25 protein-coding genes are annotated in these 26943 nt (G+C 62.5%); 13 read left to right on the top strand and 12 right to left on the bottom strand.

The window, feature by feature from the left end:
• The first annotated feature begins 35 nt into the window (after nt 1-35).
• Nucleotides 36-1388 carry an MFS transporter gene (locus ACIQLI_RS11620; protein ID WP_400388388.1) on the top strand — a complete coding sequence of 451 codons (1353 nt, stop codon included), beginning with the start codon at nt 36-38 and terminating at the stop codon, nt 1386-1388.
• 70 nt (nt 1389-1458) lie between these two features.
• On the opposite strand, the gene ACIQLI_RS11615 is transcribed toward ACIQLI_RS11620, so the two are convergent.
• Nucleotides 1459-2067 (bottom strand): endonuclease domain-containing protein, encoded by a 609-nt coding sequence (locus tag ACIQLI_RS11615; protein ID WP_400388385.1) that lies wholly within the window; start codon nt 2065-2067, stop codon nt 1459-1461.
• A gap of 465 nt (nt 2068-2532) precedes the next feature.
• Nucleotides 2533-3108: a phosphoribosylglycinamide formyltransferase gene (gene purN, locus ACIQLI_RS11610; protein WP_354230191.1), complete on the bottom strand. Its 576-nt coding sequence runs from the start codon at nt 3106-3108 to the stop codon at nt 2533-2535.
• A gap of 11 nt (nt 3109-3119) precedes the next feature.
• Here purN and ACIQLI_RS11605 point away from each other — a divergent pair, with 11 nt between their 5' ends.
• Entirely contained in the window at nt 3120-3569 is a 450-nt protein-coding gene (locus tag ACIQLI_RS11605; RefSeq protein ID WP_354512532.1) for a hypothetical protein, read from the top strand.
• A gap of 44 nt (nt 3570-3613) precedes the next feature.
• Here ACIQLI_RS11605 and ACIQLI_RS11600 read toward each other — a convergent pair whose 3' ends face one another.
• The 4 genes from ACIQLI_RS11600 to ACIQLI_RS11585 form a co-directional block, all read right to left on the bottom strand.
• Nucleotides 3614-4945, bottom strand: a complete 1332-nt coding sequence (locus ACIQLI_RS11600; RefSeq protein WP_400388381.1) for a DUF6350 family protein — start codon at nt 4943-4945, stop codon at nt 3614-3616.
• Between the two features lie 493 nt (nt 4946-5438).
• The gene (locus ACIQLI_RS11595; RefSeq protein ID WP_354512535.1) at nt 5439-5816 is read right to left on the bottom strand and encodes a hypothetical protein; all 378 of its coding nucleotides are present in this window, start codon (nt 5814-5816) and stop codon (nt 5439-5441) included.
• Nucleotides 5813-6217 carry a J domain-containing protein gene (locus ACIQLI_RS11590; protein ID WP_400388378.1) on the bottom strand — a complete coding sequence of 135 codons (405 nt, stop codon included), beginning with the start codon at nt 6215-6217 and terminating at the stop codon, nt 5813-5815. The genes ACIQLI_RS11595 and ACIQLI_RS11590 overlap by 4 nt, the downstream gene beginning before the upstream one ends.
• Nucleotides 6218-6443: 226 nt before the next feature.
• A complete protein-coding gene (locus ACIQLI_RS11585; RefSeq protein ID WP_354512539.1) occupies nt 6444-6866 on the bottom strand; it encodes an HSP20 family small heat-shock protein in 423 nt (140 codons plus the stop codon).
• A 142-nt stretch (nt 6867-7008) separates the two neighbouring features.
• Between ACIQLI_RS11585 and ACIQLI_RS11580 the strand changes: the two genes are divergently transcribed.
• On the top strand, nt 7009-7449 hold the full coding sequence (locus ACIQLI_RS11580; RefSeq protein ID WP_400388374.1) for a MerR family transcriptional regulator: 441 nt from the start codon (nt 7009-7011) through the stop codon (nt 7447-7449).
• A gap of 313 nt (nt 7450-7762) precedes the next feature.
• Nucleotides 7763-8401, top strand: coding sequence for a hypothetical protein (locus ACIQLI_RS11575; protein WP_354512543.1), 639 nt, complete (start codon nt 7763-7765; stop codon nt 8399-8401).
• Between the two features lie 302 nt (nt 8402-8703).
• Here ACIQLI_RS11575 and ACIQLI_RS11570 read toward each other — a convergent pair whose 3' ends face one another.
• On the bottom strand, nt 8704-10524 hold the full coding sequence (locus ACIQLI_RS11570; RefSeq protein ID WP_400388371.1) for an FG-GAP-like repeat-containing protein: 1821 nt from the start codon (nt 10522-10524) through the stop codon (nt 8704-8706).
• A gap of 218 nt (nt 10525-10742) precedes the next feature.
• Between ACIQLI_RS11570 and ACIQLI_RS11565 the strand changes: the two genes are divergently transcribed.
• The 8 genes from ACIQLI_RS11565 to ACIQLI_RS11530 all read left to right on the top strand — a co-directional run bounded on the left by ACIQLI_RS11565 (nt 10743) and on the right by ACIQLI_RS11530 (nt 19471).
• Entirely contained in the window at nt 10743-11909 is a 1167-nt protein-coding gene (locus tag ACIQLI_RS11565) for a glycosyltransferase family 4 protein (RefSeq protein WP_400388368.1), read from the top strand.
• Nucleotides 11906-13300 (top strand): UDP-glucose dehydrogenase family protein, encoded by a 1395-nt coding sequence (locus tag ACIQLI_RS11560; protein WP_400388365.1) that lies wholly within the window; start codon nt 11906-11908, stop codon nt 13298-13300. Before ACIQLI_RS11565 ends, ACIQLI_RS11560 begins: the two co-directional genes overlap by 4 nt.
• Nucleotides 13301-13495: 195 nt before the next feature.
• Nucleotides 13496-13675 (top strand): hypothetical protein, encoded by a 180-nt coding sequence (locus tag ACIQLI_RS11555; protein ID WP_400388362.1) that lies wholly within the window; start codon nt 13496-13498, stop codon nt 13673-13675.
• Nucleotides 13676-13745: 70 nt separating this feature from the next.
• Nucleotides 13746-14162 (top strand): hypothetical protein, encoded by a 417-nt coding sequence (locus ACIQLI_RS11550; protein ID WP_400388359.1) that lies wholly within the window; start codon nt 13746-13748, stop codon nt 14160-14162.
• 88 nt (nt 14163-14250) lie between these two features.
• Nucleotides 14251-14997, top strand: coding sequence for a tyrosine-protein phosphatase (locus ACIQLI_RS11545; protein WP_400388356.1), 747 nt, complete (start codon nt 14251-14253; stop codon nt 14995-14997).
• Nucleotides 14998-15205: 208 nt separating this feature from the next.
• A complete protein-coding gene (locus tag ACIQLI_RS11540) occupies nt 15206-15661 on the top strand; it encodes a hypothetical protein (RefSeq protein WP_400388353.1) in 456 nt (151 codons plus the stop codon).
• A 38-nt stretch (nt 15662-15699) separates the two neighbouring features.
• The gene (locus ACIQLI_RS11535) at nt 15700-17889 is read left to right on the top strand and encodes a M48 family metalloprotease (RefSeq protein WP_400388350.1); all 2190 of its coding nucleotides are present in this window, start codon (nt 15700-15702) and stop codon (nt 17887-17889) included.
• Nucleotides 17890-18199: 310 nt separating this feature from the next.
• A complete protein-coding gene (locus ACIQLI_RS11530) occupies nt 18200-19471 on the top strand; it encodes an MFS transporter (RefSeq protein WP_400388347.1) in 1272 nt (423 codons plus the stop codon).
• Here ACIQLI_RS11530 and ACIQLI_RS11525 read toward each other — a convergent pair.
• The 3 genes from ACIQLI_RS11525 to ACIQLI_RS11515 all read right to left on the bottom strand — a co-directional run bounded on the left by ACIQLI_RS11525 (nt 19468) and on the right by ACIQLI_RS11515 (nt 24045).
• A complete protein-coding gene (locus ACIQLI_RS11525; RefSeq protein WP_400388344.1) occupies nt 19468-20721 on the bottom strand; it encodes an APC family permease in 1254 nt (417 codons plus the stop codon). The two genes, ACIQLI_RS11530 and ACIQLI_RS11525, sit on opposite strands and share 4 nt — an antisense overlap.
• Before the next feature lie 69 nt (nt 20722-20790).
• Nucleotides 20791-23358 (bottom strand): LuxR C-terminal-related transcriptional regulator, encoded by a 2568-nt coding sequence (locus ACIQLI_RS11520; RefSeq protein WP_400388341.1) that lies wholly within the window; start codon nt 23356-23358, stop codon nt 20791-20793.
• Nucleotides 23359-23841: 483 nt separating this feature from the next.
• Complete coding sequence (locus ACIQLI_RS11515; protein WP_011773907.1) at nt 23842-24045, bottom strand: cold-shock protein; 204 nt, start codon at nt 24043-24045, stop codon at nt 23842-23844.
• A 310-nt stretch (nt 24046-24355) separates the two neighbouring features.
• Between ACIQLI_RS11515 and ACIQLI_RS11510 the strand changes: the two genes are divergently transcribed.
• A complete protein-coding gene (locus tag ACIQLI_RS11510; RefSeq protein ID WP_400388338.1) occupies nt 24356-24703 on the top strand; it encodes a hypothetical protein in 348 nt (115 codons plus the stop codon).
• A gap of 70 nt (nt 24704-24773) precedes the next feature.
• On the opposite strand, the gene ACIQLI_RS11505 is transcribed toward ACIQLI_RS11510, so the two are convergent.
• Both ACIQLI_RS11505 and ACIQLI_RS11500 read right to left on the bottom strand, forming a co-directional pair.
• Nucleotides 24774-24974 carry a hypothetical protein gene (locus ACIQLI_RS11505; RefSeq protein WP_400388335.1) on the bottom strand — a complete coding sequence of 67 codons (201 nt, stop codon included), beginning with the start codon at nt 24972-24974 and terminating at the stop codon, nt 24774-24776.
• 117 nt (nt 24975-25091) lie between these two features.
• On the bottom strand, nt 25092-26483 hold the full coding sequence (locus tag ACIQLI_RS11500; protein ID WP_400388332.1) for an APC family permease: 1392 nt from the start codon (nt 26481-26483) through the stop codon (nt 25092-25094).
• Nucleotides 26484-26943 lie beyond the last annotated feature (460 nt).

The following is a 26943-nucleotide window of genomic DNA, read 5'->3' as shown; positions in this document are numbered from 1 at the left end:
GTGCACAGCGCATAAAGTTGCATGCAGGAGGCCCAATGAATACATACACAGCCGTGCCCAGCGGCGAGCAAGTTGTGCAGGAACTGCCATGGCGGTGGAAGGTCCAGGGACGGATTTTCCTGATCGGCGGGCTCGGGTTCATGTTCGACGCCTGGGATGTCACGCTCAACGGCATCCTGATTCCACTGCTGTCCAAGCACTGGTCGCTGCAACCGACTGACGCTGCGTGGATCGGCACGGCCAACCTGATCGGCATGGCTGTGGGTGCGTTCGCGTGGGGCACCATTGCCGACACCATTGGCCGCAAGAAAGCCTTCACGGCGACACTCCTGATTTTCAGCATCTTCACGGTCCTGGGTGCTTTTGCGCCGGACATCGTGTGGTTCTGCATCTTCCGTTTCATGGCCGGCTTCGGCTTGGGCGGCTGTATTCCCGTGGATTACGCCTTGGTGGGTGAGTTCACGCCGCGCAAGCAACGGGGCAAGGTGCTGACGGCCATGGACGGGTGGTGGCCGATCGGTGCTGCGCTCTGTGGTTTCGTCTCCGCCGGCCTGGTTGCTGCCTTCGGCGATTGGCGGCTCACGATGCTCATCATGGTTCTGCCCGCATTGCTCGTTTTCTGGGTTCGGCGTTCGGTGCCGGAATCTCCGCTGTTCCTGATTCGAGCGGGTAGACGGCAGGAGGCTGCGGCCGTGATTGACGGTTTGGTGGAGGCCACTGGCGCCACGCCGAGGGCCTACAGCTTGCCCGAACCGCAGGCCGCACCGCGCCTCTCCCCCGGCAGCGCGTGGGCGCAGCTGCGTGGGATCTGGCAGTTCAACTGGAAGATCACCACCGCAGCCTGGGCCCTGTTCTTCAGCATCCTCTTGGTCTATTACTTGTCGCTCACGTGGATGCCGCGCATCCTCATCAGCGCCGGATTCGAGGAGTACAAGGCGTTCGTCACGACGGCGAGCATGGCCGCCGTCGGACTTCTGGGTGTGGTGGTGGCAGCGCTGCTGGTGGAGCGGGTGGGGCGCAAGTGGATTCTTGCCATCACTGGTCCTTTGTCCGCGCTGACCCTGGTGATCGTGGCTTTTGTGGTGGATGTGCCATCGGCTGCTGTGTTCTGGCTGCTGGTGTTCGGCTTCGTGGTCCAGGTAGCCATCCCGGTCCTGTACGCCTACGTGTCCGAGCTGTACCCGACCGAGCTTCGCGGCTCGGGCTTCGGCTGGGCATCGACGTTCTCCCGCATCGGCGCCGGCTTCGGCCCGCTGGTGTTTGCCTCGTTTTTCTGGCCCGAATTCGGGTTGGCGCAGTCGTTCGCGATGGCTGGTGGCCTGGTGCTGCTGTCCGTGCTGTGGATGGCGTTCTTCGCCCCGGAAACGAAGCAGCGCGTGCTGGAGTAAGCGGGCCCCTTTACCCAACTGAGTCGCAGTAGAGCGCGTTTTGAGTCGTCAAAACGCGCTCTACTGCCACCTACTTGGGAGCCCAGCCGCGCTGTTCGAGCGCCCTGCGCACCTTGGCGACGGCGGACCTCGCGTCGTTGCTCATGTGCCGCTTTGAGATCCTCACCAAGATCCATCCTGCGCGGCTGAAGTCCTCCTCACGGGCAATGTCCCTCACGATCTGCTCCGGTTCCGAGTGGCCTTCGCCTTCGTATTCGACGGCAACGCGCCGCTCGCGATAGGCCAAATCCGGTTGACGCACGACGCCGGGACTCAGTTCGGTGGGCACGTTGACTTCCGCGGTGGGCAACCCAGCCCTCTTCAGCGCCAGCCTTAACCTCGTTTCAGGTGCCGAGTCGGCACCCAAGCAGGCTTGTTCCAAAGCGAGACGGGCCTTACGAATACCCGGTGTCCCCCAGTGCCGGTCAAGCATCTCTTCGAGCTCATCCATGGTGCAATACGGCGAACTGCGTCCCTCAAATTCCGGCCTCGGCATACGCAGCAAATGGTCAGCCACGACCGTGATCTCGTCGATGTCCATTTTCCGGGCACAGTCCAGCCACGTCCGAGCCCGGCTGGTGATAAGCAGTCCATTGAATGCGGTGATTTCGTCCTCGAAGAACTGTCCCCGATGTCCCACCACACCTCTTCGCCGAGGGATGGCCATAGTGTGGGGCCGTGAGATGTGGATGTGGGATAAGTGACTATCAGGTAGAAACCCAGGGAACTCCCACAGCAGAAATGCAGTGGCATGCGAGGCCGCCGAAAATGGTGTGACGAGAGTGACCGGGCGAACCATGTCCGCAAAGGCATGCTGTGTTTCCAGACGAGGGACTCGAATCGCCCGGCTCGGCGAGTCCAGACCGTGGTGACTCAACCGCCGTCGAGATATGCCGGCGGCAACGGCTTCCTGCCAGGTGAATGGCATCGACGAGAGTGGTTCAGGCATCGGCCCAGGAGTCTTCATGCCCCATGCTGACAAACATCATCATCCCCATGCGGCGTTATCCACAGGCGCAAGTTGCCCTACGGAAACTAGGTAGCAGCACAGCGCGTTCTGAGCGTTCAAAACGCGCTTAAATGCGACTCAGTTGGGTAGGGCGAGCTACTTGGGTGAGGGAGCGGCGGCGAGGTCCTTCAGGGTCTGGACCAGCAGACGGCGCTCCACTACCTTGATGCGCTCGTGCAATGTTTCCTCGGAATCCTCCGGAAGCACGGTGACGGCTTCCTGGGCAATGATGGGCCCGGTGTCCACGCCGGCGTCGGCCCAGTGAACGGTGCAGCCAGTGACCTTCACGCCGTACGCAATGGCATCGCGAACTCCGTGGGCGCCCGGGAAGGACGGGAGCAGCGCGGGGTGTGTGTTGACGTACTTGCCGTCGAAAGCGTTGATGAAGTCTTCGCTGACGATCCTCATGAACCCTGAGGACACCACGACGTCCGGAGCGTAGGACAGCACCTTGTCCCGCAGTGCGGTGTCCCATTCAGCACGGGTTTCGAACGAGTTGAAGTTGACCACGAAGGTCTCAATGCCGGCTTCGTCAGAGCGCTCCACACCGTACGTGTCCGGGCGGTCGGCGCCCACAGCGGCGATCTCGACATCCAGTTCACCCGACTTCACGGCGTCGATGACTGCCTGAAGATTGGAACCAGTACCGGAGACGAGGACAACAATGCGCATTGCACTAGCTTATGGGCGGCTCGCGTAGGCTGGAAAACATGAATCCCGACGTCGGTCCCAAGCCGAGCCAGCAACCCCGCTCCGAGGCCGAAAAGTCCGCCCTCGGCAAGACCCAGATCCTGTTCCGTGCATTCCTTTTGACGGCGTTGGGCGCGTTCTTCGTGTTCTCCCTGAACGTGAACTACGTGTGGTTGAGCGCCATTCTGACGCTCGCAGGTCTGGTGCTGGGGATCGTCGTCTTGGTCCGCACGTTGAAGTACAAGCACCCCCGCCTGATTCTCTTTGGGACAATCTCAGGTCTGGTGGTCACGGCCGTGATGTGCCTGCTCATCCTGACGTCGGTGCTCTTCTTTAGCCAAGTCAGCACCTACCAGGACTGCTCACGCGGGGCGCTGACGGAGTCCGCCAAATCGCAGTGCCTGACGCAGCTCGAGAACTCCATGCCGGGACCGCTTCGCTAAGCCCGTCCGCTGGAGTAGCCCAGCGCTAAAGCGAGCAGGCCCGCTCAGGCGTGTTCGTCGTCGTACGCTGCTTCGTCGAGGTTCGCCTCGCGCTGCTTCTGGCTGCGTTCCAGCCACGGCCCCACTGCGTAGCCAATCACGACGCCGATACCCACTTCCGCGGCCAGCCAGACTGCCGTCCACAGCGGGTGGGGTCCGATTTCCGTGAGCCGCCCAATACCGGCAGAACCGCGGGCGATCCACGCCAAGGCACCGCCAAGGAGCCCCGCAACCGCGCCAATGAACGCACCCAGGAACAGGGTTGAGACGGCAGCTGTGAACCATCGGGCTTTGATCTTGATGGAGAGCCACTCGTCAAAGTGGTTCTCGCCTTCGCGGAGGAACCACCAGCCCGCCAGGATGCCGGCGACCACGGGCAGCGCGAGTGCCATGGCACCGGCGTCGAGCTGTCCTGCGGGGAGGGCGCCGAGAACCGGGACGGCCGGGAGCGGTCCGACCGCCGTGCCCAGCGGACCCGCCGTGGAGCCAACGCCGAGCGAGAATCCCGCGCCGGAGGACCAGGAAAGCGCGAAAATGACGAGGTTCGGCAGGAAGCCCAGCTGCGCGATGGTGAGCACGGCTCCGCCGAGGGCGCCGGCCTGGATGCCTTCGTAAACGGCAATGATGTCCGTCCAGTGCCACACGATGGTGACAGCCAGCAGGACCGCGGCCAAACAGACCGAAGCCATCGCCGCGACGAATCCGGCCTTCAACGCGGAGCCTACGTAGGAGCCTGCCCAGCGCGAATGCTGGCTGGTCTTGGCGAGCCAGGCGACGGCGTCGACGCCGATCAGTCGGCTCCACGAACCGGCCTCTCGGCGAGCGCCCACGATCAGGCCAAGGCCGAAGGAAATCAGGGGGATGGTCATGGCGAACCAGAGATTGATAACCACTTCAGGGGTGCGGCACACGAACCCGGTGGCGGCCCCGAACGCCGCGTACACGACGAAGGCGCCAAGGAACGCTTGCCACAGTTGGTCGGTGTAGGAGGCCCGGGCGAGCCGACGACCCGCGCGCCACGCAAGCAGGAACGGGATCAGCGTCAGCCCCAGCGGAATGAGGGACAGCAGACCCGAACCCGGCTGGGCCGCAGTACCGATATTGACCTGCGCCAGCTCCAGCGGAACACCGTGGATCAGCAGCCAAGCCTGGCCGCCCAACCGGGCCAGGGAGTCGACGTTCCGGTCCTGGAAACCATCGGTTGCCCACACCCCCACCAGCGGTAACACCACAACGATGGCCGAAATGAACGCTGCCTGCGCCGCTTCCAAACCACCCTGCAGCCAAAGGGGCATCGGGAGGCCACGGTTTCCGGTCTGATCAGCGCGCAGTTTCATCGTGATCTATCGTGCCACGGCAGGCCGCTCCCACCCCGCAGGCGCCCCTGAAATACCGCGAATTCCAGCGCTTTTTCCACGAAGCCGCCGTAAAATGGGAGGTGTTCTCACGGGGCACGGAGCCCTCACCGACCACCTCAGCTCCGCCCCCACCTGCACAGACTTTGCAAGGCCCGGAAACAAATCGAAGCCGGGAACTAGGAGCGGCCAATGGATAGGTGTCACAACTCATAACAGAAAGTCGTACTAGCCGCTGGTGCAGCCGCCTCGGGATTCTCTCCTAGGCTGCACCAGCCTTCTTTTTGCTCTTCGCCTTGCCTCCCCGAGGGGCGACATCTCGGCACTTTAGGGCTCGCTTAGTTCCGAGAGCTGACCCCTCACGACGCCGGGTGGCCAGGTTGAGCACGTACCCCACCACCTCCCGCCGAGGGGCGACATCTCGGCACTTTGATGCCTCTCTTTCTGCCGAGATCTAACCCTTCGCGCCAGCCCGCTAGAGCTGGGGCCCGTAGATGAACTCCTTGGCGTGGTTGACGGCCTTCTTGAAGGCATCGTTCCGCAGCGTCACTTGCTCCCCGCTTGCACCTGCGCTTGGTTCCATGAACGCTGTGGGGCCGGGCCGGAGCATCCAGATGTCACCAGCCGGTGGGAGGTAAAAGACGCCGAAAGAGCGATGCTCGGGGTCGTCGGTCCAGATGGGCACCACAGCAACCGCAGCGCCGGTGTCCGGGTTGATCCACTGGGCACGGGGCAAGGGCTGCTCGTGGACTTCGGGGTCCAGGAATGGCGCCGTTCCCCTCCCCCAGCGTTTCTCGAACCGTTCGTAGAACGCGGGAATGATGTGGCCGTCATACGGACGCCAGGCACTCATGAATGGCTCCTTGGTGATTTGAGGGTTCGGGAAGAAGGCTCCCAGCCGGGCGGCCCGAAAGTCAGGGGCGACTGGGGCCGCCCTGGTTCCTTGCTGGCCGCTGGTTCGTGTCGATGGACTCGCACCTTTACCGGCGTTCCGGGCTTTCGTGCGGGCACACCCCTCCGCCGCGCCTGATCGTAAGCCGCCCGCTTTCCTGGGTCCGACAAAACGACGTACGCCTGCATGATGGCGTGCAGTTCCTGGAGGTCGGCCGCGGAGGTGGTGTCGCCGTCGTCGACCTTTTGGCGTGTATCCGGGTGATGGGTCCGGAGCAGCGTGCGGTAGGCGCGGGCGATCTCACGGGTCGTCGCGTCCGGCGACACGTGCAAAGTGGCGTAGTAGTCGGGTTGATCGCTCACGGTTGGTTCCGGTTTCCTGCAGCGGACTTGGGGATGGCCCCCGGCGTGAACCGGGGGCCATCAATCGGGAGACGACGGGCGGGGACCGCTTTCATGTGCGCTAAAAAACGCTGTGACGTGGCACGAAGCCTGCGCCCAACTATTCCGATGCGGCCGCCTCCGTTGTTCCCGGTCGGCGCCCTGCCGGTTGGCCACCCCCGGGGAAGCCTTCCGGAAGGGCACAGGATTAGGCGTTGATCTCTTGCCGTTGTTCGGTGGACGTGATCTCGATGCGCCGCGGCTTGGCCTTCTCGGCGACGGGGATGCGGAGTGTCAGCACGCCCGCGTCGTAGCTGGCCTTGACGCCTTCGGTGTCCAAGGTGTCGCCCAGGATCAGTTGCCGGCTGAAGACACCTTGCGGGCGTTCGGCGGCGATCATCTCTGAGTTCTCGCCAGCCGGCGACTTCCGTTCTGCCTTGACCGTGAGGACGTTGCGCTCGACGTCGAGGTCGACGGAGTCGGGGCTCACACCTGGCAAATCAAAGGCAACGACAAACTCCTCGCCCTCCTGCCAGGCATCCATGGGCATGCCGGCAGGTCGTGCTGTTGTGCCAAAAACCTGTTGGGCGAGCCTGTCGAATTCGCGGAACGGGTCAGTGCGCATCAGCATTTTGTTCTCACTCCTCTGGTCGTGATGCTGATTTGTTGTTGTCCCAGCCTTCCCTGATCTGTGGTGGCTGGTATAGATTTTTTATAGCACCGGTGAGAGAGTGGATGCAAGTAGTTTCTCGGAAGATTTTTGGAGGTCTTTGATGGCAGCTTCGGATGGCGCGACTGCCGCTGAAGAGTACGACGGCGGCCCGGCTGCTTCCGGGGCGGACGGCACCTCTGCCGGTGGCCGGGACGCTCGCGGCGTCTACGCGATCTCAGTGGCGGCGGAACTGGTTGGCACGGGGCAGCAGAACATCAGGCAGTACGAGCGCAAAGGGCTGGTCACCCCGGAAAGGACCGACGGCGGCACCCGGCGTTACAGCGAGGACGACCTTGCGACTCTACGGAGGATCGGCGCACTCCTGGATGAGGGGCTGAACCTGGCCGGAGTGAAGCTGGTGCTCGAGTTGGAGGCCGAGAACCGCGGGCTGACGGAGGACAACCGGGGGCTTGCTGATGACAACCGGGAACTCCGGGCTGATAACCGGGGGCTGCGCAAGGATTTGAAGCGGGCGCGGTCTTCTCCGAGCGGCCAATTCTGACTGAACGAGACACCACTGGAGTCGTCAGGCAGTGGCTGCAGACCAGCGAAAGGCGCGAACGCCCAACCTCAGAGCCGACCATGTAACATAGCGCGGCTTACCGCGCCTCTTTCCATGACTGTCAGAGGTCACGGATATGGTGTGATCTACAACAAAAGGGCGTTGAAGTCGGCAAGGCCCAGGCCGCTTCACGGTCACCCCGCCGCCCCAGACGGCGCTGGTTCACGACCAGGGCAGGGTACGGAGGAAACTCCAATCGCATCACTCAGAGAGGGCAGCAAGTCGCTGTCTGCTCGCTTAAAAAGGGGAACATATGAATAAGGCACTCATTGGCACTGCGGTCCTTGCGACGGCGCTCGCCCTCAGCGCGTGTGGGAGCACGGCCAAGAACACGGCAGCGGAGTCGGCGAAGTCCTCAGACGCTCCAGTCACCGCCCCGACGGCAGAGCCCGTGGCCACTCCCAAGTCGACGCCTTCGCCGACTGGAAATGCAAAGTCGGCGCGGGGTAACTTCATTGCAAAGCTCGGCGACGTAGGAACGTTCAGCAACCAGAACACCAAGAAGGTGACTACCAAGTTCACCGTGGACAGCATCCTGGACACTGTTTGCACAGAGCCCTACTCCCGTCCGGCCGAGAACGGCCGGATTATTTCAGTGGCCCTGACCGTGGAGACCACTCCGGAACTTGCCGAGGATTCCTTTCCAAAGCACATGATCTCTAGCCACGACTTCAAGTTCATCGCGGCCAGCGGCACAACGTTCAACGGTAATCTGGGCACTTCAGCGACGTACTCGTGCATCGACGACGCGCTGGAATTCCCGAGCGGGGGTATGGGGCCCGCAGAGAAGGTATCAGGCAGCGTTGTTCTCGACCTTCCGCCGGGAACGGGAACGCTGGTCTACACGGGCGGCGCATACGCCGGCCCATTCTTCGAGTACCCGATCAGCTAACAAAGGAATCTAGGGGGCCGGTCGCACCTGTCTGGGGCCGGCCTCCTCAACCCCGCCGAGACGTGAAGGAGCGGCACGCCGAAAAGTCGTCCCGCAGGCCGCGGCATTCGCTATCGGTCGCAATCGGCACAGGTCAAAGCAAAAGCCAGAGCGCATCAGGGGCCAAGATTCTGCTTAATTGCCTCGCTATTCCGGCAAAGGCTAAGTCGCTCCTCTAAAAGAGTGAACGATACCTGACGTGGCCGCTCCCCAACTCCGATTATTCAACGCCTCTTGTCGTTTTGCTAAACGCAGTTGAAAATCTACAGAATCGCCGTCATCCCGCCCCACCCCGTACCCACGCGGGAAGCCGTGGGCCATGCAGCTCCCCCACTGCCCGCGTACAACCACAGCTCACCCGCGGCGTTCCGCGCGAGGATGTCTGCACGTCCATCACCGTCGAAGTCACCCGGACCAAGCAGCGAGTTCATGACGTTCCAGCCCTGCCCAATAGCCCGCTGCGGCAGCCATCCACCAGAGCCGTTGCCTGGGTAAAGCCAGAGCACACCGGAGGAGTCCCGGGCGGCAACATCGGGCGTGCCGTCGCTGTTGAAGTCGCCGACGCCGGACATCTCGGACATTCCGTTCCAACCGGTACCCACCTGGATAGCAGACAGCCAACCGCCGGAGCCGTTACCCCGGTACACCCACAGCACGCCGGAGGCGGTCCGGGCAGCGATATCCACGAAGGTGTCGCCGTTGAAATCCCCGACGGACTCGATCGCGGTCATGCCAGCCCAGCCCATGCCCACCTGAACGCGAGGCAGCCATCCGCTCGAGCCATTGCCGGGGTAGAGCCAGAGCAGCCCTCCGCCATCACGGGCAAGGACGTCGGCATTCCCGTCGCCGTTGAAGTCGCCGGGAGTAACCAGAGCCGTCATGATGTTCCAGCCCTGCCCTACTTGAACGCGATTCAGCCACCCGCCCGAGCCATCCCCCGGGTAGAGCCACAGGACGCCGGAAGCTTCCCGAGCCAAAACATCCGTTAACCCGTCCCCGTTGAAATCATTCTTGACAGGCTGCTCCACGGTCCCGTCGATGATTCGCACAGAAGCAGTGCCGTAGCTGACGACGTACGCCTTGTTGGTGAAGGTGTTGACGGCAGCGGAGACCGGCTCGCTGCCTGTGTAAACGGCGTAGCTGCTGTTGCTCTGGCCATCGATGATGACGGTGCCCCCGCCGCTGGTCGGCGCATAGACCTTGTTGCTCGTGGGGTTCACGACGATCTCGCTGACACGCGTGGCGGTGCTGATGGTGGTCACTTCCGTGAAGGTCGCCCCATCAATGATTTTTACAAAGCCGTCCGTTGAAGCACTGTCTGCGGCTACATATATCTTGTTCGTCCCAGGATTAACCGCGAGGGTGCCGACGGTCTGCGAGAACGTGAGGCTCGCTCCACTGGTGTCGGTTGCGCCGTTGATTACGGAGAGCCGTGGCCCGAACCTGCTGATCGTCGTGATGTAAAGCTTGTTCGTTGTCTCGTTCATCGCTGCGCCCAAGATGCCTGCGCCGATGACGATCGTTGAGGAGAGATTGCCGCTGGCGTTGATAACCTTGATGGTGCCACTGGACTGAACATAGACCTTGTCCGTCACGGAATTCACCAGGATGTCCTGCGCACCTCCGTCGAATGGCACAGAGGTGGTCGTGTTCGTAGCCCCATCAATGATGGTGATGCCGGTCTTCACGGCCACGTAGATCTTGTTGGTCGTTTCGTTCACCGCCACAACGCCCGGCTCAGCCCCCACGGGAACCCACGTCACGGCACCGGAAACCCCATTTACGACAGCAACCGAGCCGCCGATCTCGCTGACGTAGATCTTGTTCGTCGCCGAGTTCACGGCAACGTCCACGGGCATGTCTCCCGAGTACAGGAGGCCTCCGTCGGACGTTCCGTTGATGACCGAAACGCCTTCGAATGAGGCAACGTACGCCTTGTTCGTCACAGGGTTCACGGCGATGGCACCAGGTTTGTCGCCCACAGGAACGATGTCCGTCACCGCATCAGCCACAGCCGGCGATCCGGGCGAACTGAAGGCTCCCAACAACAGCGCCAAGCCCAAACCGACAGCGACTGACCGCACCGCCGCCCAGCGCCGCCGTCGTACTCCAAGCGCGCGCGAATTGTCCCCAGCAGCAAACATGGCAAGACCCCCAGAAGTCATGACGCCCCAGCGCGTCGGTGAAGCAGAGTCTACGCGCGCCCTGAGACAAACTGGAGCCCCACCTGTTAACCAACTCTTCCTCCACAGGCCACCCGTTCTAACCCGCGCCGCCAACCGCTCCGACCACCGTGGAAGGCGTGAGGATCGCAATCGTCGCCGAATCATTCCTGCCATTGATGAACGGGGTAACCCACTCCATCCTGCGGGTGCTGGAGCATCTGCAGGAGCGCGGGGATGAGGTGATGGTGATCGCGCCGTCGACGTCGGACACTGATGTTTCGAGCGTCGAGAAGGGTGCGTATGTGCACCGGCTTCCTTCGGTGCCGCTGGCCGGCTATACGAATGTGCGGGTTGCGTTGGGTGGTGTGAATCGGGTCAAGCGAATCCTTGCCGATTTCTCCCCCGATGTTGTTCATCTCGCCTCCCCGTTCGTCCTCGGCTGGCGCGCAGTGCAGGCCGCCCACCAACTCGGCATCCCGACCGTGGCGATCTACCAAACCGAGGTTCCCAGCTACGCCGCCCGCTATGGCGTGCCGTTCCTGGAGAACTGGGCCTGGAACCGCGTGGACAACATCCACCTCCTGGCCACCCGAACCCTTGTGCCCTCCACTTTCGCGCTGAACCAGTTGCGCGGGCGAGGCATCCTGCGCGTGGACATGTGGCGCCGCGGCGTGGATACCGCGCGCTTCAACCCCGCCAAACGTTCGACGGCGTGGCGCAGCTCAGTAGCGTCTGACGGTCACCGGATCATCGGCTACGTCGGCCGGCTCGCCGTGGAGAAGCAGGTTGAGGATCTTGCCGTACTGGCTGATCTGCCCAATACGAAGCTGGTGATTGTGGGTGATGGCCCGCAGCGTGCGGCGCTGGAAGCTCAGCTGCCGGACGCTGTATTCACGGGGTTCCTCGGCGGGGATGCACTGGCTGAGGCGGTAGCGGGTTTTGACCTCTTTGTTCATCCCGGCGAGTTCGAGACCTTCTGCCAGACCATCCAGGAGGCCATGGCATCGGGCGTTCCAGTGGTCGCGACCGGACGCGGCGGGCCCTTGGACCTCGTCGAAAACTCCCGCACCGGCTGGCTGTATGAGCCCGGAAACCTCAGCCAACTCAGGGCATACGTGCAGGACTTGATGGGCGACGACGCCAAGCGCCGCGCGTTTGCAACGGCGGCCACCGCCTCGGTCCAGGGGCGGACGTGGCCTGTGCTCAGCGCCGACCTGGTCCGGCATTACACCGAAGTTATCGCGTCCTTCTCCCGCGAAAACGGGCCCACAGAACTCACCTCAAGCAAAGGACCCACTTCATGAAGATTTCCGTGATCGGCTGCGGCTACCTCGGCGCAGTCCATGCAGCAACGCTCGCTTCGATGGGCCACAGCGTGGTGGGCATCGACGTAGATTCCTCCAAGGTGGAGCAGCTGAACAAAGCTGTGGCGCCGTTCCACGAGCCCGGTTTGGACGAGCTCCTCCAAGACGGCCGAACCACCGGCCGGCTCGTGTTCACCACCGATTTCTCAGCCGCCGCAGATGCGCAGGTGCACTTCCTCTGCGTTGGTACCCCGCAGTCCAAGACCTCTGACACGGCCGATCTCTCATACCTGATGGGCGCAACGAAGAGCCTCCTGCCGCACCTGGCCAAGGGGGCCGCCGTCGTGGGTAAATCGACAGTGCCGGTAGGCACAGTGGAAACGCTCCGCACGATACTGGCCCGACGCTCCGATGTGCTGCTCGGCTGGAACCCCGAGTTCCTGCGCCAGGGCACTGCGGTCAAGGATTCGTTGGTTCCCGATCGTCTGGTTTACGGCGTCCCGGGCGGCAAGGGTGCCGCTGCCGGCGCTCCGGTCACCGCCGTGCTGGATGCCGTGTACGAACCGCTGATCAGCGCCGGCATCCCGCGGCTCGTCTGCAACTTCGCGACCGCGGAACTGATCAAGTCGGCGTCGAACGCGTTCCTGGCCACCAAGGTCAGCTTCATCAACGCGATGGCCGAGCTGTGCGACGCGTCGGGCGCTGACGTGAGCGAGCTCAGCGAGGCGATGGGCCTGGATCCGCGCATCGGCAACCGGTACCTGCACGCCGGGCTCGGTTTCGGCGGCGGCTGCCTGCCCAAGGACATCCGGTCGTTCCGTGCGCAGGCCCGCGAGCTGTCGGTGCCGTCCGTGGATGAGTGGATGGCCCTGGTTGATTCGGTGAACCTGGACCAGCGTTCCCGCGCCGTGGAAGTGGCTCGCGAGATGTGCCGCGGCTTCCTCTCCGGCCGCACGGTGACCATCCTGGGCGCAGCGTTCAAGCCTGACACTGACGACATCCGCGACTCCCCCGCCCTGGACGTCGCCCAACAACTCGCTGCCGCGGGCGCTCACGTCACCGTCACGGACCCCAAAGCCATCAACAACGCCTGGATCCGCTACCCGCAAATCCGCTTCGAGGCCGACACAAAACGCGCCCTCGAAGGCGCCGAACTGGTGCTGCTGCTCACCGAATGGGACGAATACGTCTCGCTGTCGCCTACCGTTGTGGGGTCGCTCGTACGACGCCGGATGGTGCTGGACGCTCGAAACGTCTTGGACGCTGAGGCCTGGCGGAGCGCCGGGTGGACGGTCCGCGGGTTGGGGACGGGGGCGTCGGTTGTTGCTGATGAGCGGGGCCCGGGTGTGGATGCGGGGCGTGCCGGCGGGAAGAAGCACGCGCGGGCGTAGGGCCCGAAGGTCTGGTGTGCCTCCTGTAATCTGCGAAGCACGCTAAGTCATAGATAACTTTCCCTCCCCTTGCCGTTCCGCCGAGTGTTATGGTCACGGGACGCGCCATCGCATCGGCGCATCTACAAGGGGGCAATAAGTGAAAAAGGGTTCTATTCTCGCGGCCAAAATCAGGCATTTGTCAGGCAAGTCTTCGTGGGCTCAACGCAGGAAGACACTGGGGCTGGTGGCGATCACGTCGATGCTGGCTATGACCACAGCCTGCGGTCAAGGGACGACTTCAAGCGCCAGTTCGGTGAACAGCACAACGGCAACACCTTCAGCGACACCATCGCCAACACCCAGCAAGGTCGCTGGGACGGCCTGCAAAAGTGAGAAAGCGACTCAAACTTCTTCCGGCGAGACGTACGTCTGCGCGGTTGACCGTGCCGGCACATTAACGTGGTTGGACTCAGCGACCGCCAAGAAACTGTCCGATGATCGAGCTGCTGAGGCGGCTGCCAAAGCTGCCGCTGAGAAGGCGGCAGCGGACAAAGCCGCTGCGGATAAGGCAGCTGCTGACAAAGCTGCAGCTGACCAGGCAGCGGCAGCTCAAGCTGCGGCCGCAAAGGCAGCAGCGGACAGAGCGGCCGCTGACGCCGCGGCTGCCAAGCTGGTTCCCAAAGCTGCTGTCCCGGCGGCGCCGCAGGCACAAAGTAACTGCGATCCGAACTACTCTGGTTGCGTTCCCGTTGCATCCGACGTCGATTGCGCTGGCGGCAAAGGCAACGGCCCGGCATACGTACGAGGCCCTGTGACTGTCACCGGTTCTGACATCTACGGTCTCGATAGCGACGGAGACGGAGTCGGCTGCGAGAAGTAGTCATCGTGCGGGTGACCGTGGCCGAGAGGCCGCGGTCACCCTCATGTTGCACGCGCGGGCGTAGGGCCCCTTTTGCTTTACTTGGGGCATGGAAGAGTCTGGCAGGAAGGACCGCGCGCTCCGGGTTGATGGTCTGGTCAACGCCCGTGATCTTGGCGGTTTGGAACGTGCAGACGGAACCCTGACGCCGCACGGGGTGTTTTTCCGAAGCGACAACGTGGACCGGATAAGCCCCGACGGGTGGAAACAAGTCTACGAAGCAGGCATCCGCACCGTCGTCGATCTTCGCCAACCGCAGGAACGGGAAAGGGACACCCGGAAACGTCCGGCCTGGCTCACCACGATCAATGTTGATCTGGACGGTCGTGAGAACACGGATTTCTGGGCCGACTACTGGGACAACGGTTTGGTGGGCACGGCACTGTATTTCCTGCCCCACCTGGCCGAGATGCCCGAACGAGCCGGGGCTGCTATCTCAGCCATACTCAACGCACCGCCGGGCGGCGTCCTCTTTCATTGCATGGGTGGCAGGGACAGGACCGGAATTCTTGCCATGATTCTGTTGTCGGCCGTGAACGCCGGCACCGAGGAAATCGTAGATGACTACCTCGAAACCGTCAGGCTCGGCGACGTCTGCGCTGCCAGCAGCAACAGAAACAATGCCGAATCCGTGCTCAACGAACTCTGCGAGCGCCACGGGACAACCACCGAAGGAGCCTTTCGGACGGCTTTGGCCGGGTTCGACCCTCAACAATTCATCGAGGCCGCCGACCTCCCCGAGCGCGACCGCACCGCTCTAGCCACCTGGCGCGGCAGCATCCTTCAGCTCGGTTGATAACCGCCGAGCCAGTTGACGCCAGATCAGCGGCTCCGTACCGCTGATCGAAAGGCGAAGCTCGACGACGGCGGCTTATGGCCTTGTGGTCCCCCACCGTCAGGCGGACAATGTGTCCCACGGCAGACCTCCGAGTCTGTTCTATTCTCACCAAGGGGGCACCATGGGAGAGTTGGGCACGGACATCCCAATGGGCGAGACACGTGATGTGAGCACTGAACTGGCAAGGCTGATGATCGAGCGGGCCGCCCCTGATGAACTGCTCACCTTCGACGAAGTCGCCGACGAGTACTACGCGGATCCCGAATCCACACTGAACCCGGCCAAGAATGATGAGGCCGTTGGTTTCGGCCTGGAGCTGGCTTTACTTGCGCCTTTTGCCCTCGCCGTGGCCCAGTTCATCATCGGTTTCCTCGGTGACCTGCTGCGCGATGTGGCCAAGGACGCGGTGAAGGACGCCGCCAAACCAGCAGTGACGGGAGCCGTTCGCAGGGTGTTGCGGCTGGGCTCCCCACAGGATTCCACCAGTGCAGCAATCGAACTCACTGCGGAGCAGCGCGACCGCGTCTTCGCTGCCGCCAAAGAGCAGTCCAAGCGTCTTGGCCTCGACGAAACCAAGGCCGATCTGCTGGGAAACGCAATCATCGGGGTCCTCAGCAGGTGAATCTTCCGTAGCTCTCCAATCCCTAGGAGCCGGTCAGCATGGACCAGAAGCCGTTGACGCCAGCAGTTGATCCTCGCCGGGTCAACGTACTCGCCCTCCCCGCACCCACCACTGGCCTGTACCTTCTCTTCATTGCTGCACTTCTGGCGGTCGGCTTGTTTGTGGGCTCATGGATGCACAACGTGGTCCTTGGACGGGAATGGGTCCAAGAGTTGGGTAAGTGTCTGGCTCTGGATCTCGCTCAGCAACAGCAATGCACGGCACCTCTGGAGATCAGGCGGGGCCTCTGGTCCCTGGCCGGGGCGGGGGTTATGGCAGTGTTCGCCGTGGCCGTCATGTTTGTTGTGCCATTAATGATTCGACGGCGGCGAGCCCTGCAGGCGCCGTCGCAAAAGCACAGCGCGGTGGTGGAACGCTTCGGCGACTTGGCGTCCGAGGCCGGCCTGCGTCGCGTACCAAAGCTATTCATCGGTCCGGCACGAATGGGAGATGCCTTTTCTTTCGGCAGGCCCGGATCAACGGCAGTTGCCCTGCCGCCAAAGATTGTCGGTCTGCTTGTACGGCCCGGACCGGCCGACGGCGTGATCCTCCATGAGTTCGCGCATATCCGTCACCGCGACGTGGAACTGGCCTGGCTGGCGCGGAGCTCGTGGTACGTGACTTTGGTGGTGCTTCTCGTTCCTGTGGCTGGCGCCATTTGGGAGGGTCCTTCGCTGCTTCCCTACTACCTCTGGCGCGCGGCGCTGCTGGCTGTAGTGGTGGAAATCGTGACGGCTGCCTTGCTTCGCTCGCGTGAACATGATGCCGACCTGCGGGCCGCGCAGGGCTCATACCAGAAGGTCAGCGCCAGCTTGGGACTCCTCGGACCCGGCACTCCCGCCCCGGGGATACGGCGCCTGCGCATGCGCCACCCGACACGCGAGGCAAGAGTCGCCGTCCTCCACGCGCCGAGTAAAGCCGCCACCAGCGACTTCCTCCGTTCGCTGAGCGCCGGTGCCCTCGCCGGGATTGTTGGTCCACTGGTTGTGGGAACCGCCACCGCCCTGTTGACGGGATCCGGCGTCGTACTGGGTGGCATCTGGGCCTCAGCGGCAGTGACGGGATCACTCCTGGGTTTTACCGTCGGTCTTGATCTGTGGCGATCACGGTTAGCGGCTTCGTTAGCGGAAGCTAATCCGGCGGGATCCGCTCATTCGGCCCGTAATCCGCGGGATTCACTGGCGACGCGGGACTTGCCGGGCGTCTTCAGGGTCGCCGTCGGTGTTGCCGTGGGCCTGGCGCTGGGGCAGGTACTGTCGTTCGCGGGGATAGGGCAGGACGTTTCCGCACCGGTGGATCCCCTTACGTTGATCGCTCCCATCATTGCCGGGCTCGGAACAGTGTTCATCTGCGCGGCTTTCGCCAGCATGGGCCTCCCCCTGGCACTCCTGGCCAAGCGTCCCTGGCATTTCTGGCTGCCTGCAGCGTTGATCAGCTCCGCGACTTTTGTGGTCACCACCTGGATGTCCGACAGCCTGGATCTTGCTCTCACCAACTTCGGATGGTTGGGCGCCGCATTGTGGATCCAGTACGGATATGACGAGTGGCCGGGAATCGGCTTTGCCCTGGTGCTTGGCATTGCAGCCATCATCGCGGCTATTTATGCACAGTTCTTCCGTGGACGTGAAGCCCGCGGCTGGATGTACTTTAACGACAACAACGACGACGGCGGCCTTGACTCCCAGCGTCGCCCTAACCTTAAGGCTCCCGGCAGTTTGTTCTGGTCGCCCTTGATCCTCGGCTTGGTGGCAGGCATCGCAGGGAGCATATTCCTCGTGTCGCAGCTCTTGCGGATCAGTCCCATCAGGACCGCGGAAGCCGCTTCCCAAGCCGATTTCCTCTGGGTAAGCACCACGGTGCTGTGCTGGGCATCCGTGTCAGCCGTGCTCTGCCTGGTAAATCCCGCCACTGGTCCTGCCACTACTTTCATCGCGGGACCTTTGACGCTGGCGCTCTGTGCCATGGGTGCTGCTGTCTTTTGGTTGGCCAGCACGGATTCAGTGCCGTGGGATGTGCTGCTGAGCATCTGGGCGCCGGCCATGGCGCGGGGGTTCGCCATCTCCCTCATCGTCGCCAGCCTCACCGTCACTCTTCGCCTCGCGGTGCAGGCGGTGATCGGCTTCGCGGTGAACCGGGCGGCGCGGGTGAGTCGGGCAGCTAAGCCAAGCGGCCGGGCAGCCACCACCTAGACACACCCCGTCACCACCTATTTCTTCCCCACCAGCACCTAATTACTCCGGATACGGCACCTAGTCGCCCAAATTTGCCACCTAGAGCCACGAACCCGCCCGTAGTCTCCTTATGTGCCTCCGAAGCGGGAGTCCCGGTGTCCGGCGGGAGCCCCACCCGCTTTGGCGTAGGAGGCACTACGGCACGGCTCCACCCGTCTACCCCCAGGTGGAGTCGTGCCCAAGCCAGAGACGCCGCGAGTCGTCACAGGAGTAAACGAGAACGATTATTGATAATCTCGAACGTGCCTGCCGCCAAGGAAAGCCGTTCATGAATCCCACCACCAGCTCCACCCAGACCTCCCTACAGACCGGGGGAAGGCCAGCCGGGCCCAACCCAAAGCTCCTGCTCTCCAGCCAGTTGATTTTCAACGTCGGGTTCTACTCCGTGGTGCCGTTCATTGCCCTCACCATGGCTAATGACTTCGCCATGAGCGCGGTGGCCATCGGCGTCGTCCTGGGAGCAAGGACCTTCGCCCAGCAGGGGATGTTCCTGGTGGGCGGCGCCATCTCCGATCGCTGGGGCGCCCGCTACACCATGGTCGCCGGGTGCATCGTCCGGGTCAGTGGCTATTTGCTGTTGGCGGCGGCCGACAATTTCAGTCTCTTCCTCGCGGGTGCGATCGTCACCGGCATCGGTGGTGCGTTGTTCTCGCCGGCCCTCGAAAGCCTGGTCGCCGCAGCAGAAGAACGGCGCGAACCGTCCGGGAAACACCGGCCAACCCTCTTCGCTTCGCTGGTCATCGTGGGCGAATTCGGGGCCGTGGCGGGCCCGCTGCTTGGCAGCCTGCTCCTGGGCTTCGGCTTCGAAGTCTCCCTCTACGTCGCCTCGGCCATCTTCGCGGTCATGGCGTTCGTCTTCTGGCGGTTCCTGCCACGCGCGGGTCGCAGCCTACAGCCAACAGAGGCAGCGGTCCCCAAACACCAGCTCCTGGCTTGCCTGCGGGACAAGCGCTTTGTGGCGTTCGCCTGCTTCTTCAGTGTCAGCCTGCTGGCACACAACCAGCTGTACTTCGGACTCCCGGTGGAGCTTCGACGCAGCGGTCTCGACGCCGGCGCGCTCGGCTTCGTGTTCGCGTACGCCTCGTTGCTGACGGTCACACTGCAGTGGCCCGTCGCCAAGCTCATGCGCCGATTCGGCGAGCGCAACGCCCTCACGTTGGGCCTCAGCTTGAAAGCCGCAGGATTCACCGCCGTCGCAATCCTTGCCACCCAGCCGCCCGTCGCATCATTGCCGGCTTTGCCGGCATTGGCCCTCGTCACCGGCCTGTGCCTGGGCAACATGTGCGCGACTCCCACGGCAATGCGGCTCGTCCTGGACTTCGCCGGCGGCCGACCCACCGGCGCCTACTACGGGCTCCTCGCCAGTTGCGGAGGCGCCATGGTGCTGATCGGAAACACGGCTATGGCGCCGCTGTACGAGTTTGCTGACCAAACATCGACGGCGGCTGCCTCACCGTGGCTGTTCACTGGTGCTATCGCTGTGGTCTCGGCTGTCGCGATCCGCCGATTCTTGCCGGTTCCCGCCCGCTCAGCCGCTTAGCGGTTTACCCGCAGACGGATCACCCTGTAAGCGATACCCACCACGAACATCAGCACACCCAGCCCGGCGGACAACGGCGGCAGCGTCGCGACAAGAACAACGCAGGCAACCGCGCCGGCCACCTGCAGGAACTTCGGGTAGCGACGATCCTCGCCTGGCTGGGTGTAGGCGGCGACGTTCGCCACCAGGTAATAGAGCAACACGCCGAATGATGAGAAGCCGATGGCCCCGCGAAGATCGGCCACGGCAATGATCAGGCAGATCACCACGGCAAGAGTTACCTCGGCCCTATGGGGCACCTTGTATTTCGGGTGCACGGCAGAGAGCCAGTGCGGGAGGTCGTGTTCGCGGGCCATCGCCAGGCTCGTGCGGCCGAGTCCGGCAACGAGTGCCAACAGGGCACCCAGCGAGGCGACGGCGGCCCCGACACGGACAAGAGGCGAGGCCCACGCCAAGGTTCCTGCGCCCACTGCATCAGCCAGCGGTGTGGGCGTAGCAGCCACACCCTCCGGGCCGAGTGCCACGAGCAGGGTCACCGCAATAACGGCGTAGATGAGAATCGTGATGCCCAACGCGATGCCGATCGCCCGGGGAATGGTGCGCTGAGGCTCGCGCACTTCCTCGCCCATGGTCGCGATCCTCGCATACCCAGCGAACGCGAAGAACAGCAGACCGGCGGACTGCAGGATCCCGTACCAGCCCTCCGCCAGCAGCCCCTCCCCCGCAAAGTCGCCAAAGTCGGGGCCGGACCCACCCCACACGGCGGTTACCGCGATCGCCAAGGCAGCCAACACCGCAATCACCAACACCCGGGTCAGTCCTGCTGTCCGGGTCACCCCGTGATAGTTCACCGCGGTCAAGAGTACGACGGCGGCAATCGCCACCGGGCGTTCCCAGCCTTGCGGTGCGGCATAGGCGGCGAAGGTCATGGCCATGGCAGCAGCACTGGCGGTCTTGCCAATGATGAAACCCCAGCCGGCCAGGAACCCGGCCCAAGGTCCCAGCCGTTCCCTTCCGTAGACGTAGGTACCTCCGGATGTCGGGTATCTGGCAGCGAGTTGGGCAGAGGAGGTTGCGTTGCAGAAGGCGACAAAAGCAGCCACTACAAGGCCTATCAGCAGTCCGGACCCCGCGGCAGCAGCGGCCGGAGTGAAGGCTGCGAACACCCCCGCACCGATCATGGAGCCTAGTCCGATAAGCGAGGCATCGAACGTGCCGAGTCGGCGGGCCAAAGCCGGGGAGTTGTTCACTGAAACCCTTCACGCTGAGGGACCGGGCTCAGGGCGTGGCGTCGGAGACCGGCGTTGGGAGAATTGGTTTCAGCTTATCCCGGCTCCTCGCGGCGGAAGTGAATTCCCGACGAGCATGAAGAGTCCGTTGCGGGACGTCGCACCCGTCTTGCGCAGCGCGTTGGAGATGTGGTTTTCCACCGTCCTGGCGCTTATGCCCAGATGTTCCGCAATCTCGACGTTGGTGCGATGGCCCGCCAGGACGGCAACCTCGATCTCCCGTTCGGTCAGTGGCGTGGTCCTGAACGAGTTGAAGGAGAGTTGTTCGTTGGCTGTCGGGAACCTGACGGCGAACATGGACGAGGCCTGAGCCATAGCGTCGGCTGCGGCAGTGTCCCCTTCAATGACGTGTCTCTTGAGTGCGCCCCGGAGAATCATCCCCACCTGATAGGTGTCGATGTCCGATTCGTAGTGCTTCAGCAGCAGTCCAAGGAGCTGGTGGTCCCCTTCAACCACGGCGGTAGCAATGCCAATGAGTTGACCATGAACCGTGACGCCGCTGTCCCGCAGGATCTTCTGCAGCAGGTCCAGAACTGGACGCCCCGGGTTCAGACACGTGCAGAGGAGCGCCGTCATCATGGCTTCCAGAACGTAGCCGCTCTTCAGCTGGCGTCTGATGAGTTTCGCGGCTTTGCGGTCGAACGTCGAAGGTTGCGCGCTGTCATGGGCAATCAGTTCGTAGGCTCCTTTGCCAATGCCGGGCAAGGGTCCGACGTCGGGCACGTCTGTCCGCGCCTGCGCGGCAATTGAAAGGGCCGGCGGCGTGGCAGTGGTTGCGTGGCGGAGCCCCGCAAGCCGCAGCATCGCGTCGTAGAGTGTGTCCACCACGAAGCCTGGCCGCCCCATGGCGAAGACACTGCTCATGAGGTACTCCGCTTCTTCAAAGTGCCCGCGGTACAGCAATCCGTGCGCAGCGATGTAGCTGCTGGTGACCACCCCGAATTGGTCCAGGTTCTTGCGTGCTTCGGCCCGCCAGTCCAGAGCAAAGACGAGGGATTCCTCGATGCGTCCGGAAGCGAACAGCGCGAAACCCCTAATGAAGGGGCGGAGGTGAGGGAAGGCGTCGTCATCGTTCTGACCTTCGACGGTGTCGTAGGCTGCAGCTGGCCTGAAGCGGTAGAGCTCCAGCAGCCCGTGGACCAAGCTGCCCATCCCTGACGGTTTGCCTTCGAGCTCGCTTGTTGACGAGTCCACAGGGACCCTGCCATGGGAAGCGCTCAGGAAAGTGATCGCATGGGCGGCTTCCGAGGCATGGTGCGGGTTATCGTCTGCGAACTTTTGGATGATGTCGACGGCGGCACCTGGGCCTTGCCCGGTGTGTACGGCGAGCATGGCGCGGGTAATGGTGACAAACAGGACGTCCTTGGGGTCGGCGTCGGACGTTGTTGTTTCGCTGCAGACGCGGGCTGCCCGGTGGACGTCCACAGGAGCGCCCCAATAGATCCGCAGCAGGGAGGCAGCGTTGGCGGCAGACTTGTTGGCTTCCCATCGCTCGAAGCGGATACGTTCACGGTCAGCATTGTGGTCGTGGAAGTGGCGGGCGGTGACGGCGTCGCCGTCGCCCTTTTCCAAACGAAGGGTAGCCAGGACCCGAACGAGGCAGTCTGCCGTTGTCTGATTGTCCTGCTCTGCCCGCGGCGCGGCCTCGAGGACCCCGGCGATTTTGCGTCGCAACAGTTTCCGGTCCCTGAGGTTCTTGTTGCCGCGGAAGTAGTCAGCGATGACGGGTGGGCTGATGGCGGCGATGGAGCCGTTGTGGTGATCGTCCATGATGGAGAGGAATCCCCTGCGTTCGAGACCTTCCAGGGCGTCGGGTTCGATGACCTTTTGCAGGACGTCCACGCGGGCTGTGCCGAGGATCGCCATGGTGTGCAGCGCTGTGAACTCTTCGGCACTGAGCTCTGCCAGGAGTGACTCGAGAGTCCCCCGCAAGTGCTCGTTCCAGAGGGTGTTGGTGGCCATGGACCACTGCTTGTCCTTCATGACCAGCAGGTTGCTCAGGGACGCCGTTTCCGCGATCCGCACGACGAGCCGCGGGTTCCCGGCGGACTTGGTGAGTATCCGGGCTGTGGTGTCTGCGTCTGCCGGTGCACCAAGGACTTGTGCGATCAGCATGTGAACCTGCTCGTAGTGGAGCGGGTCCAGTTGCAGGTGCGCCTCGCGGCCGTTGTTGAGGATAGCCAACTGCCCTTTGGAGAAGGCCCAGGTTTCGGGCGCCGTGGCAACCATGGGGCAAGTGGATCGGCGTCGAACCGCCTCCAGGACCGCCAGTGATTCGCTGTCCACCAAGTGGAGGTCATCGACCACCAGCAGGTGCTTCCCGTTGGTGGCCAGTTGGCTGGTCAGCACGTCGGCGATGTCGAAGACGCCGCTCCGGCCAGGCCTCAAGTCCAGCCCGAGTCCTTTGATGGCCGAGTACGGGAGGGTGCGGTGCGTGCGCAGTCCGGTGATGAAGTGAACGGCTACTCCGGTCTTTTCCAGATTGCTCATGACGCTGCGGACCACGGACGTTTTGCCGCTGCCCGGCGCACCGACGACCCGCACGCCGATTCCGCGTGCGACAAAGTCGAGGATTCGCTGAACCTCAGAATCGAACACTCGACCCAACCTTCTGTTTCTGTGGATGCCCGACATGCGGCTCACTTCGCAGGCTAGATCGAGAAAACGGGACTAGGTGGCAAAACGGCCTTGCACAGGCCGATTTGGGTCCATCTAGGTGGTGATTTGGGCAAATCTAGGTGGTGGCGAGACTCGTCTAGGTGGTGGGGCTGCTCGGAAATCAGGTGCTCCATGGGATGCTCCCTCAGCTCTGTGGGTGGATTATCTCCAACGCTACGGAGGGCTGAGCGAGAGTTACATGGGTGTAATTCGCTATGTGGATATGTGTTCGAACTAGAGAATGATCAATAGAAGTTATGTTCTATTCAGCGGCCACGTGAGCCCCTTAGCTGATTAACACAGACTGGCTACTCCGCCTTCCGGACGGAACTGGTAGCTATTGCAAGGCCGGGATCCCCTGCATGAGGGCAAACAAAAGCAGGGCCGGTCAATGACCGGCCCTGCTTCTTTGTTATCCGAAGACTAGATAGCCTGGATGTTTACTGCCTGGGGACCCTTGGGGCCCTGCTCGACGTCGAAGGAAACCTTCTGGTTCTCTTCGAGGGAGCGGTAGCCCGAGGAGTTGATCGCGGAGTAGTGAGCGAAAACGTCCTGGCTGCCATCTTCAGGAGAGATGAAGCCGAAGCCCTTTTCGGAGTTGAACCATTTCACGGTACCTGTAGCCATTTTTTTCAGTCCTTACTGAAGGTGGAGATACTCCCGACTTTCGGGTCTCCGGTGTGGGGTGTTCTCCACCGTTACTTCAGAAGGTCACGATCCAGAGGGACCGTGGGGACTGCCTGAACTACCAAATGCCAAACACAACAACACCGTCAAGTCTACAGAGTTCTGAGCAGATAGCTAGTGCTGGGAAATATTTATCCATTGGATGTTTCCCGCCGAGCGGTCTGGAGGGCGGAATCGGTTCAGTTTGCAGGGCTTCAGACCGCTTGTAGGGCAGAGTGTTCTTACATCCGAGACTTGGAAGCAGGAGACCATGGCCAGCAGCGAATACCGGGCAGGGGAAACAACGTATGGTCCCCTCCAGCTGAAGAGCATCTGGATCAACCATGAGTTGAGGGACTTTGAGCTGATGGTCATCATCCAGGTCTCCGGCTGTGAACTAATCGCGGAACGGCTGCTTCAAGGCGAACCCGTTTCTCCAAGGGACGAACCTAACTTGGACCTCGCCAACTTCTTAGCAAAGCAAAAAGGCTACCTGCCGCTATTCGACTTGGCAGGGCAAGAACCGAGCCTCGTCGGTGGTGCTGCAGCTGGATTGAGAGAGTTCTTCTTGTCCGACGAGTGGAATTCCCGGGACCCCCGTCAGACTCGCCTTATCTGACCGGTCGCGATCTGTCCTTGAGGCAGCCCCATGTCGGGGTCCCTCCCCTGCTGCCCGTCGTCAAGAAGAGCTACGCCCCGCCCCTCATCTTCTCGGCGCCCTGGCGCCGCTCAAGAATCACCCAAGCGACCGTCGTCGGGACCCCAATGAGTACCAGGAGCGCCATACCCCAGAACATGCTGATCACTTGAGTGGACTGCAAAATCACGACGGTCATCAACAGGACTGTGGATGCAATGTTCAATATGCGGAGCTTACGTGCAGTAGTCATTTTCAGAATCGTTCCCCCTACGATGTCGTCCAAGAAGCCTAACGTCTCCGGTCCCAGACTGGCTGTGGGAGGAATGACCAGGCTGACGAAAATCCTCTGAGCTTTCTCTCAGGAACCCTAGGCTTCCTTCAGGTCCAGCTGTGGCGCCGGTTTCCGGAACCCTCGCGTCAGGAATGCCAGGTAGGCCAATCCCACACCTGCCCAAATCAAACCGAAGGTGAAGGACAGCCCACTCAGGCTGGTCCACAGCCAGATCGTGAGCACAAACCCAATGCCGGGAAGCACGAGGTTGTGGATCGCGCCGTGAGCTCCTCGGGCCTTTTGGTCGAAGTAGTAGTGCTTGATCACGGCCAGGTTGACCACGGAGAACGCGACCAGGGCACCGAAGCTGATCAGCGAGGAAATCGTCAGCAGGTCCAACACGAAAGCCAGTAGCGACACGGCGGAGGTCAGCAGGATGGGCAGCACAGGGGTGCTGAAGCGGGCGTGCAGCCGGCCCAAAGCTGCAGGGAACACTCCGCTGCGGCCCATCGAATGAATAATCCGCGAGACCGAGGCCTGGGAGGTCAACGCTGATCCGAGACTGCCGGCAATGTAGGCGGCCGTGAAGAAGGCCACGAGCAGCTCTCCGCCGGCCGCGCCAATAACCTCGATGGCCGCCGAGTCCACGTCGTTGAAGGTGCTGACGGGGAGAACCAGGTGGCTGATGTACGCGAGTCCCAGGAATATCATGCCGGCAAAGATGGTGGTGATCATGATGGCGCGGGGCAGATTCCGCTTCGGGTCCTTTGTTTCCTCCGCAAAGGTTGAGACGGCGTCGAACCCCAAGTAGGAGAGGCAGAGAATGGCGGAGCCGGCGAAGACGGGCGAGAGTCCTTCTGCACCTTCGGCCCCGGTGAAGGGCGCCAGTAGATCAACACTGCCGGTGCCTGTGATGGAGGAAAGCCCCAGTGCCACAAACAACACGATGAAGAGCGCCTGGAGACCCACCACCACAAAGTTGGCCTTCGCAATTGCAGTAATGCCGAGGATGTTCAAAGCGGTCACAGCCACAATCGAGACGATCATGAATACCCAGGCCGGGATAGCCGGGAATGCGGCTTCCATGTAGATGCCGATCAGCAGGTAGTTGATCATCGGCAGCAACAGATAGTCCAGCAGGAGCGACCATCCGGCCATGAAGCCAAGGCCTGGCCCGAAGGATCGGGTTGCATAGGTGTATGCGGATCCCCCGAACGGGAACGCTTGCGACATCCGGCCATACGAGCGGGCCGTGAACAGCATGACCACCAAGGTCACTGCATAGGCAGCCGATAGCCGCCCGCCAGTCAGTTCGACGACGATGCCGTAGGTGCTGAAGATCGTCAGCGGCACCATGTAGACCAAGCCCAGCAAGACCAGGGATGGAACGCCGAGGACTCGGCGCCAACCTTGGGAGGGCGCTTGGGCGGAGGCCAGCCCCACGGGCTTCTCGCCTGCCGGTGTATCAGTTTCAAAGGTGGGGGTCATTGGGAATCCTTGGTGCTGATGCTGGTGTGTGCTTGGAAGCTGCGACGCTGCAGAACTTCGTAGCGGCAACGGGATCTACGGGGTCACCGAGATCCTGAAGTGCTGGGGTGGCTCAGGGCGCGTGGTGGACGCCTCTGGTCTTGGGATAGTGAAATGAATAGCGTTCATTTAGTGTGACGGTGAGGCGCGTCACAGTCAATATGTGACGGGCAGTTCTGGTGGCTGCGGCGAACACAATCACCTCGTGCGCGCTCGTACAACCCGCGGCGACTCCATGACGGGCAGTCCTCACCGTGGGAAAGGCACAAACGGGCGGGCAGATCGCGAAAGAAGTCCAGGCCCGCCTGCTAAATCACCTTTCAGTCTCGGCCATGTCCTAGGCACCCCTCACCTATACCGTGGCCACGACCCCATCTACTGGACGCCTAATACTGGCAAACACAGCCCCAACAACGGCGTC

Source organism: Paenarthrobacter sp. NPDC091669, assembly GCF_044756725.1.
Lineage (GTDB): Bacteria > Actinomycetota > Actinomycetes > Actinomycetales > Micrococcaceae > Arthrobacter > Arthrobacter bambusae_C.
Note: the sequence above shows the minus strand (reverse complement) of the source record. Positions and strands in the feature narration are given on the sequence as shown.

Excerpts from the sequence above, each read along its gene's own strand:
- ACIQLI_RS11620 (WP_400388388.1), top strand. The coding sequence starts at position 36 with ATGAATACATACACAGCCGTGCCCAGCGGCGAGCAAGTTGTGCAGGAA.
- purN (WP_354230191.1), bottom strand. The coding sequence starts at position 3,108 with ATGCGCATTGTTGTCCTCGTCTCCGGTACTGGTTCCAATCTTCAGGCA.
- ACIQLI_RS11605 (WP_354512532.1), top strand. The coding sequence starts at position 3,120 with ATGGGCGGCTCGCGTAGGCTGGAAAACATGAATCCCGACGTCGGTCCC.
- ACIQLI_RS11600 (WP_400388381.1), bottom strand. The coding sequence starts at position 4,945 with ATGAAACTGCGCGCTGATCAGACCGGAAACCGTGGCCTCCCGATGCCC.
- ACIQLI_RS11595 (WP_354512535.1), bottom strand. The coding sequence starts at position 5,816 with ATGAGTGCCTGGCGTCCGTATGACGGCCACATCATTCCCGCGTTCTAC.
- ACIQLI_RS11585 (WP_354512539.1), bottom strand. The coding sequence starts at position 6,866 with ATGCTGATGCGCACTGACCCGTTCCGCGAATTCGACAGGCTCGCCCAA.
- ACIQLI_RS11580 (WP_400388374.1), top strand. The coding sequence starts at position 7,009 with ATGGCAGCTTCGGATGGCGCGACTGCCGCTGAAGAGTACGACGGCGGC.
- ACIQLI_RS11575 (WP_354512543.1), top strand. The coding sequence starts at position 7,763 with ATGAATAAGGCACTCATTGGCACTGCGGTCCTTGCGACGGCGCTCGCC.
- ACIQLI_RS11560 (WP_400388365.1), top strand. The coding sequence starts at position 11,906 with ATGAAGATTTCCGTGATCGGCTGCGGCTACCTCGGCGCAGTCCATGCA.
- ACIQLI_RS11545 (WP_400388356.1), top strand. The coding sequence starts at position 14,251 with ATGGAAGAGTCTGGCAGGAAGGACCGCGCGCTCCGGGTTGATGGTCTG.
- ACIQLI_RS11535 (WP_400388350.1), top strand. The coding sequence starts at position 15,700 with ATGGACCAGAAGCCGTTGACGCCAGCAGTTGATCCTCGCCGGGTCAAC.
- ACIQLI_RS11530 (WP_400388347.1), top strand. The coding sequence starts at position 18,200 with ATGAATCCCACCACCAGCTCCACCCAGACCTCCCTACAGACCGGGGGA.
- ACIQLI_RS11515 (WP_011773907.1), bottom strand. The coding sequence starts at position 24,045 with ATGGCTACAGGTACCGTGAAATGGTTCAACTCCGAAAAGGGCTTCGGC.
- ACIQLI_RS11510 (WP_400388338.1), top strand. The coding sequence starts at position 24,356 with ATGGCCAGCAGCGAATACCGGGCAGGGGAAACAACGTATGGTCCCCTC.
- ACIQLI_RS11505 (WP_400388335.1), bottom strand. The coding sequence starts at position 24,974 with ATGACTACTGCACGTAAGCTCCGCATATTGAACATTGCATCCACAGTC.
- ACIQLI_RS11500 (WP_400388332.1), bottom strand. The coding sequence starts at position 26,483 with ATGACCCCCACCTTTGAAACTGATACACCGGCAGGCGAGAAGCCCGTG.